Raw genomic sequence first — 16,519 nt, 5'->3', positions numbered from 1 at the left:
TATCGCCTTGCTTTTACTGAAATACCTACATCATCTGTCGAAATTCGGGTGGTCAATGTCAAACCTGGCAACCATGTTGCGCCTGAATCTCTTCACTTATAGGGACCTGGTTGATTGGCTACATGATCCTTTCGGCCATCCACCAGATATTCCAGGGGTGCAACTTCGACTGCCAGGATTTGGACAGCCGACAAGGATAGCAAAATGAAAAAGAGCAACCTGGTTTTGAAAATGCGGGTTTTGCACTCTGTGATCCCCGTAAAATCAACGAACAGTTTTCAACTCTGTCCTGTTTTGGACAGCAATGATCTTGGATTAAGAATCTTGTTAACCTATAAATTCCCGGCAAAACAGCGACAAAGACACCCCTGCACCTGTTCTACTTTCCTGCCACACACTCTTATTGATGTAATAATTCCGTGAAAAAATCCGAAACACCGCCATCGCCTTTAACAGATTCGAACTATCGTCGACTTTACAGCGAAGAGATCGACAACCACGACAAGCTGCCGGAAACCGCCCTGCAGCAAGAACTTGTTGATTTGACCGCAGAACTCATCGAGATACCGTCCACCCACTCGAAAAGAGACGAAATAGACCGTTGCGCCGATTTCATCCACCACTGGCTCTCCAGCCACTCTATCCCCCACAGGCGAATGCACCATCAAGGCGTACCGTCCATAATCGTCCTTCCAAGGGAAGGAAAAATCCCGGTACTGCTGATGAGTCACTTTGATGTGGTCGAAACGATCAATCCAGCACTGTTCAGGCCCTGGGTAGAAGACGGCCGCCTTTTCGGCCGCGGTGCCATCGACGACAAATATGCGGTTGCCCTCTCCCTGATCCTGTACCGGGAACATTTGAAGCGAATATCAAGGGACGGCGGCAGCAAAAGCGACATCTGTTTCGGCCTGCTCCTGACCGGAGACGAGGAGATCGGCGGGAAAAACGGGGCAGCAAAAGCCTGTGAAGCGATCCAGACCGATTTCTTCATCGCCCTCGACGGCGGCGGCCCCGATCTTATTGTCAACAAGGAAAAAGGGATCATCAGGCTGCAGCTCGAAGCACATGGGAAATCGGCGCATGCGGCAAGACCGTGGCTTGGAGACAGCGCCTTTGACCTGATGGTAAGCGACTACCGAAAGCTAAGCGAGCTATTCAGCCGATCAACGGAGGATCGCTGGCACAAGACCATGGTACTGTCAAACCTGACGGTGGGCAACGGCTCCATCAACATGGTACCGGAAAAAGCCCTGGCTAGCCTGGACATAAGATACACTGAAAATGATGATCCTGAAGAAATTCTTGGAGATATAAAAAAAGCGGTGCAGTCAAAAGTTTTAGTTCTGGAAAGTGCACCGGTGTTCTCCAGTCTGCCGTCAAAATACATCGACCTGCTGCTGGCCCATTCCGGAGGGGCGATCCTGGGATTTGAACATGGGGCCTCTGACGCATGCCACCTTGCAAATCGCGGAATACCAGGGGTGATCTGGGGAGCGGACGGCGAGATGTCCCACCATACAGAGCATGAGCATATCGTTCTGGCCAGCCTCTACCGGCTGTACCATAACCTGGACAACTACCTGCTCGATGTCTCGACAAGGACAGCGAAAAATTAATGGGCGACGGCCACCTCCTTTGAAGTACGGGAGCAGCATGCGCACGTTTTATTGTTGAAAATATCTTCCGGACGGCAGACAACGTTTCCGGTTGCCGGGAAACGGTGCGCAAAGCATGGGACTACTGATCCAAAAGAGTTATAACCCCTTTTTCCTGCAGGTCTTCCAGGGTTGCAATCACATCGCTTCTGATCTGCTCCGCCTGCTGCGGATACTGTTCGATCAGCGCCTCCTGGATCTCGCCGACGTTGAGGTCCTGCTGACACAGGAGCCAGATGAGCTGTGCCGTCCCGTTGAGATAAACCGCCTTGGTTCCCGCAACCGTATAGAGGATGACTTCTCCGTCAAAGGTTTCGGCTTTATACCCCTCTTGTATTGTGGGCTTCGAGGTGAGTTCCATGTCTTTTCCGCTGGTTGAAATTAATAGTCGAACAAAATTTATCACAGAGTCGACCGTGGTGCAACACCCACCGCACCAAACAGACAAAGCCGGCCTGACTTACACGCCCAGTAAGCCCAGACCGGCATTTTCGTCACGGTGCATATTTCACGAAGTTAGCGGGTTAGCTCGATAAATCACGCTGTTTTCCCTGCCAGGGCGATAATTCCAGTTTTTTCCCGGCATGATCGGTCTGGTACGACCAGCCGGTGATAAGGCCCGCGACAAAGTATGCAAGCATACCCACCCCGGCAAGAAAAACGGTATCGCCGACCAGCCGCAGCCACCGCAGGGTTTCAAGAAAAGGCAGCTGCATAAAGTCGGCACTTCGTGCGTACCACAACCCATACTCGATACTCACCCAGGTCTGGGCAAGCCCGATTGGCAGTATGCTGAGACCAATCATCAAGGCAAGACCTCCGTTCATTGCCCAGAAGGCTATGGCCAGCGGCCGTTCATTCCATATATTCTCCGGGTACAACCGCCGCAGAACCAGGAGGATCAACCCCAGCGACAACAAACCGTAGACTCCGAACAGGGCTGCATGGGCATGAACAGGGGTGGTGTTGAGCCCCTGCATGTAATAGAGGGCAATGGGCGGATTAATCAGAAAACCGAAAATACCGGCACCGACAAGATTCCAGAAGGCCACTCCCATGAAGAATCGGATGGGCCATTTATATTTTTCCATCCAGTGGACAACAAACGTTTTCCGATAGGTATCCCAGGCTTCGTAGCCAATAAGAGCCAGAGGAACCACCTCAAGCGCCGAGAACGTTGCGCCCACCGCGGTTATTGAAATCGGAGTACCGCTGAAATAAAGATGATGAAAGGTTCCGGGAATTCCGCCAAACAGATAAATGGCCGACGAAATAAGCACCGCGCGGGTACCGCTAAGTGCCCGTATCAGTCCCAGTTGCGTGAAGATAAAGGCGATGGCAACGGTGGCGAACACCTCGAAAAACCCCTCAACCCACAGGTGCACAACCCACCAGCGCCAATATTCCATAATGGTGAGATGGGTCCTGGCACCGTAAAAAAATCCTGCGCCATAAAACAGACCGATAGCGGTCGAAGCGCCGGCAAACAGCAGCACCAGCTGGCGGCGATGGCCTTTTTGGGAAAAAGCCGGCCACAGACCGCGCAGCATCAGGATCAGCCACAACACCAGGCCGACAAAGAGCAGTATCTGCCAGAATCTGCCAAGGTCAATATATTCATAGCCCTGATGACCAAACAGGAAGCTGTTTTCAAGGTTGAAAACCTGCTTTACCGACAGCCACTCCCCAGCAAGCGAGCCGGAAACGACAAGGAGCAGGGCGCCGAACAAAACATTGACCCCCTGTTTCTGAAACCTCGGTTCACGACCTCCCACCGCGGGAGCCAGAAATAAACCCGCCGCCAGAAAAGCGGTGGCAATCCAGAACAGAGCAAGCTGTATATGCCAGGTCCTGGCTACTGAATAGGGTAAAATTGCCGAAAGATCGATCCCGTAAAATGAATTCCCCTCCACCGTAAAATGCGCCAGCACCCCGCCAAGCAGTGACTGGACCACAAACAGGGCGATTACGGTCAAGCAGTATTTTCCAGCAGCGCGCATGGACGGTGTAAGCTCAATCTTGTCCATCGGATCGGTAGAAGCGCAAAGCGGCTCCTGCTCTTCGCGGTCCGTGAAAACCTTATACCAGACAAGACCTCCAATTCCGGCGATCAGGATAACGACCGAAATAATAGACCAGACAAGGTTGGCCGTTGTCGGACGGTTGTCGATCATCGGCTCGTGGGGCCAGTTGTTGGTGTAGGTAAAATTCATCTCCGGACGTTCGGTTGACGCCGCCCAGGACGTCCAGAAAAAAAATGCTGTCAGCGCCCGGCGCCTCTCAGGGTCCGGCACCGCATTACGATGAAGGGCGTAAGACTCTCTCAACCCTGCCAGGTCCTGGTCACTGCCAAACAGTGCAAGATAGTGTTCCGCCGTTTTCCCGATCGCCGCAGCACGTTCTGAAGATACAGTCACCGTGCCGCTTGCGCCGTCAAAGGAATTTGTCCTCATCTCCTTTTTAAGGCGGGCTTTAACCGCCGCACGGTCGACACTGTCCAAGCCCGAAAACGGCTGGTGATAAAACTTGATGCTCAGGATATCCCGCAGCGCCGTCGCTTCCCGATGCAGCCAGTCGGCCGACCAGTCGGGAGCCTGATAGGCGCCATGGCCCCAGATCGATCCCAGTTGCTGACCGCCGATTGATTGCCACACCAGCTGACCACGGAGAATATCATCGCGGGTCATAACCCGTTTTCCTTCCACGGTCACCACCTGCTGCGGTATCGGCGGCACCTGGCGGTACAGCTCCCTGCCGAACCAGCCGAGAATAAACATCGTTGCAGCTATGACCACTCCCAAAAGCAACCACAGACGTTTCGTATTTTCCATTTTTATCCTCCTTTGACTGTTGTGAGGCTATGACAAAACTCTCTTACAGTACCGAAAGCAACAAACATGCCAAAGTTATAGGCCGTTATTACAAATAGTTAAAAGCAATGTATACATTTAAACAACAACAATTTGTTGTAATTAAAACAACGACGTTGTACATTGTGCAACTATGGATAAATTGGAAACTCTTGCCGCAATCGCACTTGACCTGACCGCGGAAATAAGCGCCGAAGATCGTTACGACCGATTACTCGAAGCCCTGCACCGTGCCATCCCTTACGACGCCGCCACCCTGTTGCGGGTGGAAAAAAACAGACTGATCCCCCTTGCGGCCAGGGGACTGACGCCGGATGCCATGGGCCGGGTGTATGAACGAAAGGACCATCCTCGCCTGGATATTATCTGTAATTCTTCAAGGCCGGTCCTGTTTTCACAGGACAGTTCCCTGCCCGACCCGTTCGACGGCATGCTGGCCGTCGATCCCAAAGGCCTTCACCATATCCATGCCTGTCTGGGCTGCCCTCTTTATGTCCACGACAAGCTGGTCGGCGTCCTCACCGCCGACTCACTTGATCCGGGGGCATTCAACTACCTGCCGGAACAGTACCTGCATACGATCGGCCTGATGGCCGGTGCACAGATGCAGGTGGCCGATCTGGTCAAGGCGCTGGAGGACAAAGCAAAACGGCAGGGGCAGATCGCCTCCGACCTGATGCACGATGTCGCGCTGCAGCGGGGTTCCGATATTCTCGGACAGAGTGCGGTGATCAGAAAACTGCGTCAGGAGATCGAGCTGGTGGCCAAATCGGATTTTACCATTCTCGTCCTCGGAGAGACCGGTTCAGGGAAGGAACTTGTGGCAAGAGGCATCCACCGCCACTCCAGCCGCCGGGACAAGGCGATGCTCTATCTCAACTGTGCCGCCCTGCCTGACTCCCTGGCTGAGAGCGAACTGTTCGGGCATGTGAAGGGCGCCTACACCGGTGCCGCCGGGGATCGGGCCGGGAAGTTTGAACTGGCCGACGGCGGGACCCTGTTCCTTGACGAGATCGGGGAGCTGTCTCTTGAAATACAGGCTAAAATTCTGCGGGTGATCCAGGAGGGGGAGATCCAGCGTATCGGCTCGGAAAAAGTATTGCACGCTGACGTTCGCCTGATTGCGGCGACCAACCGTGACCTTGAGTCAGAGGTGAGAGACGGCAAATTCAGGGCCGACCTGTTTCACCGTCTCAACGTCTATCCCATATTCGTTCCGCCGCTGCGCGAACGTAAAGAAGACATAGCGATTCTTGCCGGCTTTTTCATTGAGCGGGGGCAAAAGAAACTCGGCCTTGAAAAAGTACGGATCGCAGAAGAAGCCCTGGCTCTTTTAAGCCGCTACGACTGGCCGGGAAACGTAAGGGAGCTTGACAACATCCTCTCAAGAGCGGTGCTCAAAGCTTCACGCACCCCGGGCAAGGATGATCTGCTGCAGATACGCCCTGAACATCTGGCAGGCGACCTGGGATCGGCGATTTACGTTGCCCCCGCCAGGTTGACAGAACCGGCAGGCGCAGGGCAAGCCATCTCTTTTCGTGAAGAGGTCAACTCGTTCCAGAGAAAACTGATCACCCGTGCTCTTGACCACAACAGCGGCAACTGGGCCGCGGCCGCCCGTGAGCTCGATATGGACCGGAGCAACCTTCACAATCTCGCAACCCGACTCGGGCTGCGCAAGAAAAAATAATCCCGCAACAAACAGCACCGCACCGGCTGCTCCATATCCCTTTTAGTTGCCGTTATACTCCTCTTCTATGACCAGCGCCGCCCGGACCAGCCAGGTGACAATGGTGACACCAAGAGAAAATATACCCAGAGTTACGGCAAGCTCCACCCAGGTAGGCAGGTAATCTACGACCTCACCCAGCGGACTTGGGATAAGGCCGGGAACGATAAGGCCGATTCCCTTTTCCATCCAGATTGCCACAAACAAGAACAGACAGGCAGGGAGCAGGACCCTGGGATTGTTTTTTCCGGGATTAAACGCCAGCACCAGCGTGGAGAGCAGGTTGATGCATACCGAGGCCCATATCCACGGCACCAGGGAATTATGGCCATCCATACCGAAAAACAGGTAAACCGCCGAGCTTGAGTGGTGGGTGGGAAAATAAAATTCCTTGAACACCTCGGAAAACAACATGATGAGATTGATGATCGCGGAAATAACGATGATCAACCGCAGCTTGTTGAAGACGGAGCGGTCTATTTTATAGGTCGTGCTACTGTGGATTACCGCAAGGATGAGGGTGATCAGTGCCGGCCCGGCGGCAAACGCCGAGGCGAGAAAACGCGGTCCCATCAGGGGATTGTTCCAGAAAGGCCTTGCCGGCAGCCCCTGGTAAAGAAAAGCGGTGACCATGTGAATGGAGAACGCCCAGAAAATCGAGAGAAAGACAAAGGGCCGGTACTTTTTCTCATCGGCCGGACGGCCCATGTAATGATTGTAGAGAATGTAGGCAGGCACCAGCCCGTTGAGCAACAGATAGCCGTTTAACACCACCACGTCCCAGGCAAGAATGGATGAGGGGAAATTAAAGATACCGATACCGGGAATAAGGTGCCACGCCTGCATCGGACCGCCGAGATCGACGACAATGAAGGAGAGGCACATCACCAGTGCTCCCACGGCAACTCCCTCACCGATGATGACCACACGATGGAAATCCGGATCATGAAAAACATAGGCGGGTAAAATCAGCATGACGGCGGCAGCCGCAACCCCCACCAGAAATGTGAAATTGGAGATGTAAAATCCCCAGCTGACAATATCGTTCATGCCGGTTACACAAAGCCCGTAGCGGGCCTGAAAGGAATAGGCGTATACCCCAAAACCCATAATCCCAAGAAGTATCAGCCTGAAAATCTGGATACCGACACCACCGCGAAGATTGAGGCGGATAACATCGATAACAAAGGTTCGCAGGTTTTTTTTCTGATCTGTTCGCATATTGCCACCAATCAATCTATGAAATACCAGAATTTGGGGTCGGTCCCGAGTTCCTCCTTCATCCTGAACACCTTCTTGTGCTTGAGCACATAGCGGATTTCGCTGTCCGGATCAAGCAGGTTGCCGAATACACGGGCTCCGGTAGGACAAGCCTCGACGCAGGCGGGCAGCCTTCCTTTCCTGGTCCGCTGGATGCAAAAGGTGCATTTTTCCATTTTTCCTTTCGGCCGAACGCGGTTACCGAGGTAATGCTGTCTGAGGTTGATCTCTTGCCTGGGAATTTCCGGTTTACCCCAATTGAACCTTCTCCCGTAGTAGGGACACGCCGCCTGGCAATAGCGGCAACCGATGCACCAGTCATAATCCACCACCACAATACCGTCCGGTTCCCTCCAGGTCGCCTTGGTCGGACAGGCCTTGGTGCATGGCGCATTTTCACAGTGAAAGCACTGGGTCCCCATATAAAATTTATTTTCTACCGGAACCTTGTGATAATACTGGCCGTCGCCTGTTCCCGGATCGAGTTTTCCCGGCTCCATCTCAAAAATTCTTATGTACTGGGTGTTGGTTTTACGATCCAGGTTGTTCTCTTTTACGCAGGCGGCAACACACTCCATAAAACCTTCACAGCGCGTTATATTGAAACCGTAGCCGTACAGGACTCCCTTGAGGGGCGGATAACTGCCCATCTGCACGTCAAGGCCGTCACGAAGCTTGGCCAGCCGCTCAAGCCGTGCAACCGTTGCGTCCTTTTCCTCCTGGGTCATCAGCCGGTAGTTTTTCTTAAAAAATTCCTGCCAGCGCAGTTTCATCTCTTCAGAGTTTTCGGCCGCAACAGACGGGATGCATCCCGAGGTAAGGGCCGCACTTGCGGCCGCCGCTGCAACCGAGCACCCTTTTAAAAAAGTCCTCCGGTCACTCTTTTTCATCAAAAGATCTTGATCTTCACCGTATTCTGTTTTTTTGGCGCTCATATATTCTCCATACCCAATATTTCCCTCAACCGGGAATCAGTCGAGCGGCACCGAATAGGTCGCCGGGAACCTTTTCTCAAATCGCGGAGAGTGCGGATCATGACAGGTGGTGCAATTATAGACGACCCTGTCTCCGGCCCAATTGACAACCCGTTTTCCGTGGGCACCGCCGATCCAGTCGCGTTTCTGGCGGAAATGACACTGCCCGCACAGGTCGTAGCTGTGGTCAAAGTCGATTTTTCTGCCTTTTTTGTCTTCGAGATAGTCCCGCTGTTCCGGACTGTGGCAGTCAATGCAGACAAGCCCACGCTCGGCACTGCCGTGATTGAGCACGATATCGCCATGGGTCAGTTCCGCTCCCCGGTTTACGGTCACCGGTTTATCGTTGTGGCAATTGCTGCACTGGTAGCGTTCTATATTTTTTTTCCTCGCCAGCACACGGAACGATCCGCCCTGATATTTTTCATGCGACAAAACAGTATCTTCAGTGACCTCCTTTACCAGCGGAACGGAGCGATTGTCAAACCTTGCTGTAGATTTCTTCACCTCGTCAAGAAAGGAACTCTCACTTGCCCTTGCCCGGCCCCAAAAGAGCGTCGTGATGCCGACCAACAGGATCAGACCAGTCAGGAACAGTTGCATTCCGGCTCCTCCACCATTTTTCGTTGTCATATCGTCTCCCGTCATTTCCTGTCGAACTCCAGCAAAGGAGCTCCCTGGACCACAGTTGCATGACACTGCCGGCAATCGCCCCTTGACGCGTGGGACACTCTTATCTCAGTTACTGCGCCGGGACCGGTATGACAGGCTATGCAGTTTTCCCGCAACTGCAGGCTGTGGGGAACCGGCGGCGGCGAGCTGGCAAGAGAAGAGAGACCAAGACGGGGAGATCTCACCGATTTCCACTCGGTTTCAACAAACAACTTGGTCGTTGTGGTCTGGGCGTGACACTGGTAGCAGAGTGTATTTTCCGGATGCGGTGTCACGGGGGCGAACCTGCCGAATTCAGCGCTGAATCCCCCCTTGCCGTGACACGACAGACAATCGTTCTCCCCGCCGCCAAAGGCCGGATCGACCTCATGGGGAATGCGCGGCGGCGAGCCGGGATATTGCCTGAGCCCGTAATAATCCGCGAGATTGCGTCCGCCAGAATCAGCGGTCAACCCCGCCTCGGTGGTAAGTTGGTGGGCGTTGTAGATTTTGCCGCCCTGGTTATCGAAATTGTCAGGCACGTCCGTCGCCCGGCATACCCCGGTAAACAGGCTCAAGAGCCCGAAAAGCCCGAGGATGGCAATAGACAGTGAACTCATACCGTTGCCAATTGAAAATTTCATTATACTTTCTCCAGTCTCACGGCACATTTTTTATAGTCGGGCTGTTTGGAAATGGGACAGAAGGCGTCGAGGGTCACCTCGTTTACCAGGTAGCTTTCGTCAAAGAACGGCACGAACACCATCCCCCGGGGCGGAACCCCTCTGCCGTTAATCTGGGCCGGGATGATAATTTGCCCACGGCGGGAAATTATTCTGACCATCTCCCCGTTGACGACCCCAAGCTCAGCGGCATCTTCGGGATTTAATTCCACATAGGCCGAAGGAACTGCGTTATGCAGCACGGGGATTCTCCGGGTCATCGAACCGGTATGCCAGTGCTCGATTACCCGTCCGGTATTGAGCCAGAAATTATACTCGTCGTCCGGAGATTCCGCCGCCGGCTCATAAGGTCTTGCCCAGATCCAGGCGCGGTTGTCTTTTTTGCCGTAAAAGTCGAAATCCTTGCCGTTGGTACAGGCCGGGTCATGTTTGGGATTAAATCTCCAACGGGTCTCCTTACCGTTGACAAACGGCCACTGGACCCCGGATCGCTCCCTGAGCACTTTGTAAGGAGCCATCTCATGTTTCGGTCCGGCATGAAACAGCCTGTATTCCTCCCAGATCTTCTCGATATAGTTTTCTTCGCTCCAGGGAAACTGTTTGTCAAACCCCAGCCTCCTGGCAACTTCGATAATTTGCCAGGTATCGGACATGGCGTCCCCGGGAGGATCGACGATCTGGGCAAAATGCTGGGTTCGCCGCTCTGAATTGCCGAACAGCCCTTCCTGTTCTATCCACATGGCCGCAGGCAGGATCACGTCGGCGACATCGGTGGTGGGAGTGGGATACACATCCGATACCACCACGAATCGATCATCTTTTTGCGCACCGTTGCGGTATCTGCGCAAATTCGGCATGGTTACCATGGGGTTGGTCACCTGGATCCAGATAAACCTGATATCACCCCGGTCGAGGGCGCGAAACATTTCAACCGTATGATAGGTGGGTTTCGGATCTATATTGGTAACGGGCACATCCCAGATCCGAGCCGCCATTTCCCGATCATGTTCGTTCATCACCACGCCGTGGGGCAGTTTGTGGGTGAGCGTTCCTACCTCGCGGACAGTACCGCATGCACTGGGCTGTCCGGTAAGCGAGAACGGGCTGTTGCCCGGCGTAGAGATCTTGCCCACCAGAAGGTGGATATTATAGACAAGGTTGTTTATCCAGGTCCCCCTGGTGTGCTGGTTCATCCCCATACACCAGAAAGAGGTCACCTTCTGCGACGGATCGCCGTAGAGGGCGGCCAGGTATTTGATATCTTTGGCCGGAACGCCGGAAATCTTCTCGACTTTTTCCGGAGTATAGTCTTCGAGGAACTGCTTGTACTCGGCAAAACTTATATTCTCACCCTTGTCCTGGAACGCAAAATGATCCTCCGTGCCGTAACCGATATTGGTTTTCCCCTTATGAAACGACACGTGTTCGTTGACAAAGTTCCAGTTGACCCAGTCGTTTCTGATAATCTCGTAGCAGATCGCGTTTGCCACCGCCAGGTCGGTCTGCGGCTTGAACAGTATCGACATGTCCGCCGCCTGGCTGGTCCGTGTAAAGCGGGTGGCAAAATCGATAATCCTGACATTGGAGCGTCGCTTGCGATTGGCAATCATCCGCGAAAAAAGTACCGGATGCATCTCCGCCATGTTATTGCCCCAGGTTATAAACACATTTGCATGGTCCATATCCTCATAGCACCCCATCGGCTCATCGATACCGAAAGTGGTCATGAACCCGGTTACGGCACTCGCCATGCACAGCCGCGCGTTGGCCTCGACATTGTTGGTTCCAAGACACCCCTTGAACAGTTTTGAGGCGACGTAGCCGTCGGGGATGGTCCATTGCCCGGAGCCGTAGATGGCAACCGAGTCCTTGCCGTGGCTCTCTATCGTCTGCTTGAGCTTGGATGCGACAAGGTCCAGGGCTTCCTGGATGGGGACCTCGACCATCTGGCCGTTCTTGCGCACCTTGGCTTTCGTCAGCCTGTCCTTTGCGTACAAACTCTGTACCGAATGGTAACCTTTCATGCAGCAGAGTCCTTTGTTGACACTGCAATTGGGGTCACCTTTGACCGCAACCGCCCGGCCTCCGCTGACTCCGACCAGAATACCGCATCCCGTACCACAGAAACGACAGGGGGACTTCTGCCATGAAACAATTCCTGAATTATTGGTAAGCTTGTTCCAGTCGCCAAAGCTAATGCCCGGAAAAACAGCTCCTGCAGCTGCAAGCGCGCTGCTGACGGCAGCCTGTTTCATAAACTGTCTTCTGTCAAGTGCCATGGTCTACTGTCCCCCCTGTTCTTTTTTTTCGTCATAGCCAAAAGCTAAGCTCAGGGATTGCAACGAACCCAGCCCCTTAAGCCTCTTTTGCAATCTTTTTTCGCAAGCCTCGTCGGGCGTGTCTGTTACGAGAACCACGACGTCCTGGTTGTCCGCCGGAATGACCTGGCAGTGGTCAAGGCCTGATAGTTGGGCGCACAACGTTTCCCGCGCACCTTCCCTTGGTATTGCAAGATAACTGAAAATCGGCATATCGCTCCTCCACCGGCAAGATTATGTCACTTTGTAGCAGCAGTATATCACATCCGCAAAAGCAGATATTGACTTAGATCAATTTCGCTGTTTTTTTGTCTGTTCCACGGCACCAGGGCCGCCCGCCCGTATCACGCTCCTGCTCCATGTTTTTTGCCGGGGGGCACTTTTTACTGGCATCCCATATCAGCATTCCACTGAATTACTTTTGGTTTAGGCGGCAGCTGTGATAAATTGTTACCTGTAATTTTAGAGACCAGGAACAATCGGCAGGAGCCATGACGGACTGGAAATAGTTGAGGACTGATGATGCAGATTTCAGATTTACTACAACCCAAGAACATCTGGCTTGAAGCTGAGACCCAACTCGGAATCGCCACAAGTCAACTGTCCATGGCTCAGACAGAGGCTGCCCCCGTCCGATCTGATGCCACCTTTCTCGGTCTTTTTGTCCCCAGTCTTCACTGGCGCCATATCATAAATCCCGAATACCGACACCGCCCGGTCAAAGAGTATCTTTTACAAGATCTTCCAAAAGTCGATATTAACGCGACAAACGCCAGTGAAATAGATGAGATATCTTGCTGTTTCATCATTGTAACCAACACTACTGGAGATTATGTAGGCCATATCATAAAAGACAGACCGTTTCTTCCTCTTGCGCCCGGTCCAGATACGGCGCTGACAACCGCCATCATCGACTCCCTGCCTATCGGGACCATCGCCATGGATCTGAAGGAAACTGTCGTCTATGCCAACGATGCGGTACTGAAAACAACCGGGCTCACCCGCCGCGACCTGATAGGACTACCGATATCCGATACACTGTTCAGGAAAAAACTGTCTACTATCCCGGCCGGAGCCGACTGTGAGATCGTTGTAATAAACGGCAAGACCCTGATGGCCACCTGCAGCAAGATCAAAATTCAAGGAAACAGCTGCGGTACGGTGGCGGTGTTCCAGAATATATCCAGGGCTGACAACCTCCCTTCGGGCCTGGAACTGGAGGCCATGAAAAATATCGCCGTTGAATTTTCCGCCATTTTCGAAAACTCCTATGACGGAATTTACATAACCGATGGAGAAGGCAACACCCTGCGGGTTAATCAGGCATATGAGCGGATTACCGGTCTTAACCGAAAAAACCTGCTGGGAAAGAACATGAAAGAAATAGTAGCCAAAGGTCTCTTAAACGAATCCATTACCTTCAAAATCAGAAAGTCCAGAGTTCCCCTGACCATTTCCCAGAAAATTCACGGCGGCAAGGAAATTCTTGTTTCAGGGACACCCGTTTTTGACGAAAAAGGAGAACTGTCACGAGTTGTCAGCAACGTAAGGGATATGACCGAGCTGAACAATTTCCGACGACAGCTGAAAAAATCTCAGGAAAGGGCGTCACAATACGAGTATGAGGTAAAAAATCTCCGGGCCAGCCAATGGGTGCGAACCCAGCTGGTCTACGGCAGCAAGAAAATGGAGGAAACCATCGATCTTGCCCTGCAAGTGGCAAGGGTCGACTCAACGGTCCTCGTCAATGGAGAGTCAGGCACCGGGAAAGAGATTATTGCCAATATCATTCACAGACAGAGCCAGCGGGCAGAGACCGGTTCTTTCATCAAGATAAATTGTGGTGCAATTCCCGGCCCGCTCCTGGAGTCGGAACTCTTTGGATACGAGGAAGGCGCATTCACCGGAGCGAAAAAACAGGGCAAGCCTGGAATGTTTGAACTGGCCAATAACGGAACTCTTTTTCTCGACGAGATAGCGGACCTGCCGCAGGAACTACAGGTAAAATTATTACGAGTGCTGCAGTTCAAAGAGATAATAAGGGTCGGAGGAGTCAAGACCCAGAAAATTAACATTCGCCTCATTACCGCCACCAGCAAGAACCTTGACGAGTTAATGGCAAAAGGTGAATTCAGGACCGATCTTTACTACCGGCTCAAGGTCGTCCCAATCACGGTTCCTCCGCTGCGGGAACGACCTGATGACATACTCCCGCTGACCGCATTCTACCTGAATCGTTTTAATAAACAGTACAATTACTCCAAGGGGCTGTCCAAGGATGCCCAGGAGGTGCTGGTTACCCACAAATGGCCTGGAAACGTCAGGGAGCTGGTGAACCTGGTTGAAAGGCTGGTGGTAACGACCAGGGGCAACGTTATAACCACAGACGATCTTCCCACATCCATTTCCCGGCAAAAAGACCAGCTGACTAAAATAGCGCCACATACCGCCGGCTCATTGCAGGAGATACTGGATGCAGTTGAAAAAGAGACTCTGGTCAGGGCATTCAGAGAGCATGGGAGCAGCAGGAAGGTGGCCAGCGCTCTTAAGATAAGTCAGACATCGGCGATGAGAAAAGCCAGGAAGCATAAACTGGTGTTCAAAAAAGGATGGGCCGAATAAAGAACGGCCCTATCCTACCCCGGTTTTATTGCATATCTGGACTATTCAAATATTGCTGACAATTCCCGTGAATCAACATCAAAAACAAGTCCGGAATGCAGCTCTTCCGTTCTGAAAAATTTAGGTACATCATTTTGGTACTTTGAAATACCGGCTTTTTCGTTGAAAGAAGCTTCTTCCCGGAGGATGTTTTTGCCAAGAGACATCAGTTCCTCCCCGGTAAACCTGTTGCCAGTGTAACAGCTAACCAGTCTGGTAAAAAACGGCAGACTCGAACCAACCGGCCCGACAAAGATACATAACCCAAGATTATCGCATAATACAGTCAGGATCTGTGCGTCCAGTGATGCCTCGACCTGGCCCTCCGGCTTATGGTCGTCAAGCCCGGTTCTTCCCGGCAGACAATTTCCGGCAGTATGGTCTCCTCCCATGGGAGATGTAGCGTAGGTGGTACCGGTACCTTTCAGCGCTCTTGGATCATACGCCGCCATCGCCTGGCCCTTGACCGCGGGTATCCGCCCCACTCCAAGCGTTTTGCCAACTACCGTCGCCCCCTGCCCCAACAGCTTTCCGGTAATGGTTCCCCGCCCCATTTCATGAAGCATCTCCTTCATACCTTGAAAATCGCCGAATTCTAGCATGCCGCCTTCCATGGAAACTGCCAGTGCGCTGCCTGTTTCCATGGTGTCCAAGCCGTAATTGTCACAGATAAAGTCCAGCTCGGCAATCTGGTCAAGGTCTCTCAGGCCGCAGTTGGCTCCCAAAAGGACTATGGTTTCATATTCCAGGGCGGAAGTGAGATAGTTGCCGCTGATATCATGATAGATATTGGAACATTTAATAACGCATCCCGCGTAGCACCCGTGACCGGTTTTGCCACCACGATCATGACAGTTTTTCGCCAGGGTTTCTCCCGAGATCCGATCCACATCGTCAAAAGTACCGTGGCGAAAATTATTGACGGGCATGGCACCGTTTTCACTGATGACGTTGACCAGAACGGCTGTTCCGAATCTTGTTAACGCTTTTTTGGTATTCACCAGATCGACTGCGAATTCCTTGACCACATCTTTGAACCCTTGATCGTCTTGCGGCAGTTTCTGCCGGCCCGTGCCGGTAAAGACTATGGCTTTGATACCTTTGGACGCCAGCACGGCCCCCATTCCGCCTCTTCCCGCATGGCGGGTGGGACGCCCCTCCATATCCCCAACCGCAACGGTTGCCACCGCAAGAAGATGTTCGGCGCCGGGGCCGACACAGATATATGGAGTTTTGTCACCATACTCCGAAGCGACAAACTCGCCTACTTCGTAATTGGTTTTAAACGCCAGGTCATTGGCCGGCCTGAGCTTGACACTGGTACTTGAAATCTCCAGAACATACCGCTCTTTTCCCGAAGGCTTTCCTTCAATGATCAGAGCCTTTATGGAGGCCCGCGCCATGACCTGACCAGCCGTTCCCCCGACATTACTCTCTTTTATTCCGCCCGTAAGAGGGCTTTTGGCACCGACGGAGAGACGACCGGAACAGGGTGCCAAACTTCCTGTCAGCAGGCCGGGGGCAAAAACGATCTTCGACTCCGCATCAAAGGGAGAGCAGTTGGGAGCAACCTCCCTGCTTACAATCCTGGACGTCAGCCCCCTGCCTCCCAGCAGTTGATACTCGTCAGGTTCGCTCTCTTTGGTTACGGCAAGATTGGACATATCGACTCTGATGATGTTTTGCATCGGTTTTTTTCCTTTCTCTGTTCTTTG

Annotated in this window: 12 protein-coding genes and 1 pseudogene; 4 read left to right on the top strand and 9 right to left on the bottom strand. The window is 52.8% G+C overall.

The features are described from left to right. Both BLQ17_RS22940 and BLQ17_RS14840 read left to right on the top strand, forming a co-directional pair. Positions 1-208, top strand: a pseudogene (locus tag BLQ17_RS22940) (IS4 family transposase); the annotation flags it as partial. A 211-nt stretch (positions 209-419) separates the two neighbouring features. Next, positions 420-1,619, top strand: a complete 1,200-nt coding sequence (locus tag BLQ17_RS14840) for a M20 family metallopeptidase (protein ID WP_092224211.1) — start codon at positions 420-422, stop codon at positions 1,617-1,619. Between the two features lie 121 nt (positions 1,620-1,740). On the opposite strand, the gene BLQ17_RS14835 is transcribed toward BLQ17_RS14840, so the two are convergent. Next, positions 1,741-2,019 carry a PqqD family protein gene (locus BLQ17_RS14835; RefSeq protein ID WP_092224209.1) on the bottom strand — a complete coding sequence of 93 codons (279 nt, stop codon included), beginning with the start codon at positions 2,017-2,019 and terminating at the stop codon, positions 1,741-1,743. A 163-nt stretch (positions 2,020-2,182) separates the two neighbouring features. Beyond that, complete coding sequence (locus BLQ17_RS14830) at positions 2,183-4,489, bottom strand: nitric-oxide reductase large subunit (RefSeq protein WP_092224207.1); 2,307 nt, start codon at positions 4,487-4,489, stop codon at positions 2,183-2,185. Between the two features lie 172 nt (positions 4,490-4,661). Between BLQ17_RS14830 and norR the strand changes: the two genes are divergently transcribed. Next, a complete protein-coding gene (norR, locus tag BLQ17_RS14825) occupies positions 4,662-6,218 on the top strand; it encodes a nitric oxide reductase transcriptional regulator NorR (RefSeq protein WP_092224205.1) in 1,557 nt (518 codons plus the stop codon). A 42-nt stretch (positions 6,219-6,260) separates the two neighbouring features. Here norR and dsrP read toward each other — a convergent pair whose 3' ends face one another. The 6 genes from dsrP to BLQ17_RS14795 are packed head-to-tail and all read right to left on the bottom strand — an operon-like array spanning position 6,261 to position 12,356. Then, a complete protein-coding gene (gene dsrP, locus BLQ17_RS14820; RefSeq protein ID WP_092224228.1) occupies positions 6,261-7,478 on the bottom strand; it encodes a sulfate reduction electron transfer complex DsrMKJOP subunit DsrP in 1,218 nt (405 codons plus the stop codon). Positions 7,479-7,489: 11 nt separating this feature from the next. Then, on the bottom strand, positions 7,490-8,452 hold the full coding sequence (locus tag BLQ17_RS14815; protein WP_218121810.1) for a 4Fe-4S dicluster domain-containing protein: 963 nt from the start codon (positions 8,450-8,452) through the stop codon (positions 7,490-7,492). A gap of 36 nt (positions 8,453-8,488) precedes the next feature. Then, positions 8,489-9,124 carry a hypothetical protein gene (locus BLQ17_RS14810; protein ID WP_143005520.1) on the bottom strand — a complete coding sequence of 212 codons (636 nt, stop codon included), beginning with the start codon at positions 9,122-9,124 and terminating at the stop codon, positions 8,489-8,491. Positions 9,125-9,135: 11 nt separating this feature from the next. Next, positions 9,136-9,786, bottom strand: a complete 651-nt coding sequence (locus BLQ17_RS14805) for a hypothetical protein (RefSeq protein ID WP_092224201.1) — start codon at positions 9,784-9,786, stop codon at positions 9,136-9,138. Further along, on the bottom strand, positions 9,786-12,104 hold the full coding sequence (locus BLQ17_RS14800) for a molybdopterin-dependent oxidoreductase (RefSeq protein ID WP_092224200.1): 2,319 nt from the start codon (positions 12,102-12,104) through the stop codon (positions 9,786-9,788). The genes BLQ17_RS14805 and BLQ17_RS14800 overlap by 1 nt, the downstream gene beginning before the upstream one ends. Positions 12,105-12,107: 3 nt before the next feature. After that, positions 12,108-12,356 carry a hypothetical protein gene (locus BLQ17_RS14795; protein WP_092224198.1) on the bottom strand — a complete coding sequence of 83 codons (249 nt, stop codon included), beginning with the start codon at positions 12,354-12,356 and terminating at the stop codon, positions 12,108-12,110. A gap of 306 nt (positions 12,357-12,662) precedes the next feature. Between BLQ17_RS14795 and BLQ17_RS14790 the strand changes: the two genes are divergently transcribed. After that, complete coding sequence (locus tag BLQ17_RS14790; protein WP_092224196.1) at positions 12,663-14,765, top strand: sigma 54-interacting transcriptional regulator; 2,103 nt, start codon at positions 12,663-12,665, stop codon at positions 14,763-14,765. 41 nt (positions 14,766-14,806) lie between these two features. Here the strand turns inward: BLQ17_RS14790 and BLQ17_RS14785 are convergent, their stop codons facing one another. Continuing rightward, positions 14,807-16,492, bottom strand: a complete 1,686-nt coding sequence (locus BLQ17_RS14785) for an aldehyde ferredoxin oxidoreductase C-terminal domain-containing protein (protein WP_092224194.1) — start codon at positions 16,490-16,492, stop codon at positions 14,807-14,809. Between the last annotated feature and the right edge of the window lie 27 nt (positions 16,493-16,519).

Source organism: Desulforhopalus singaporensis, assembly GCF_900104445.1.
Classification (GTDB): domain Bacteria; phylum Desulfobacterota; class Desulfobulbia; order Desulfobulbales; family Desulfocapsaceae; genus Desulforhopalus_A; species Desulforhopalus_A singaporensis.
Note: the sequence above shows the minus strand (reverse complement) of the source record. Positions and strands in the feature narration are given on the sequence as shown.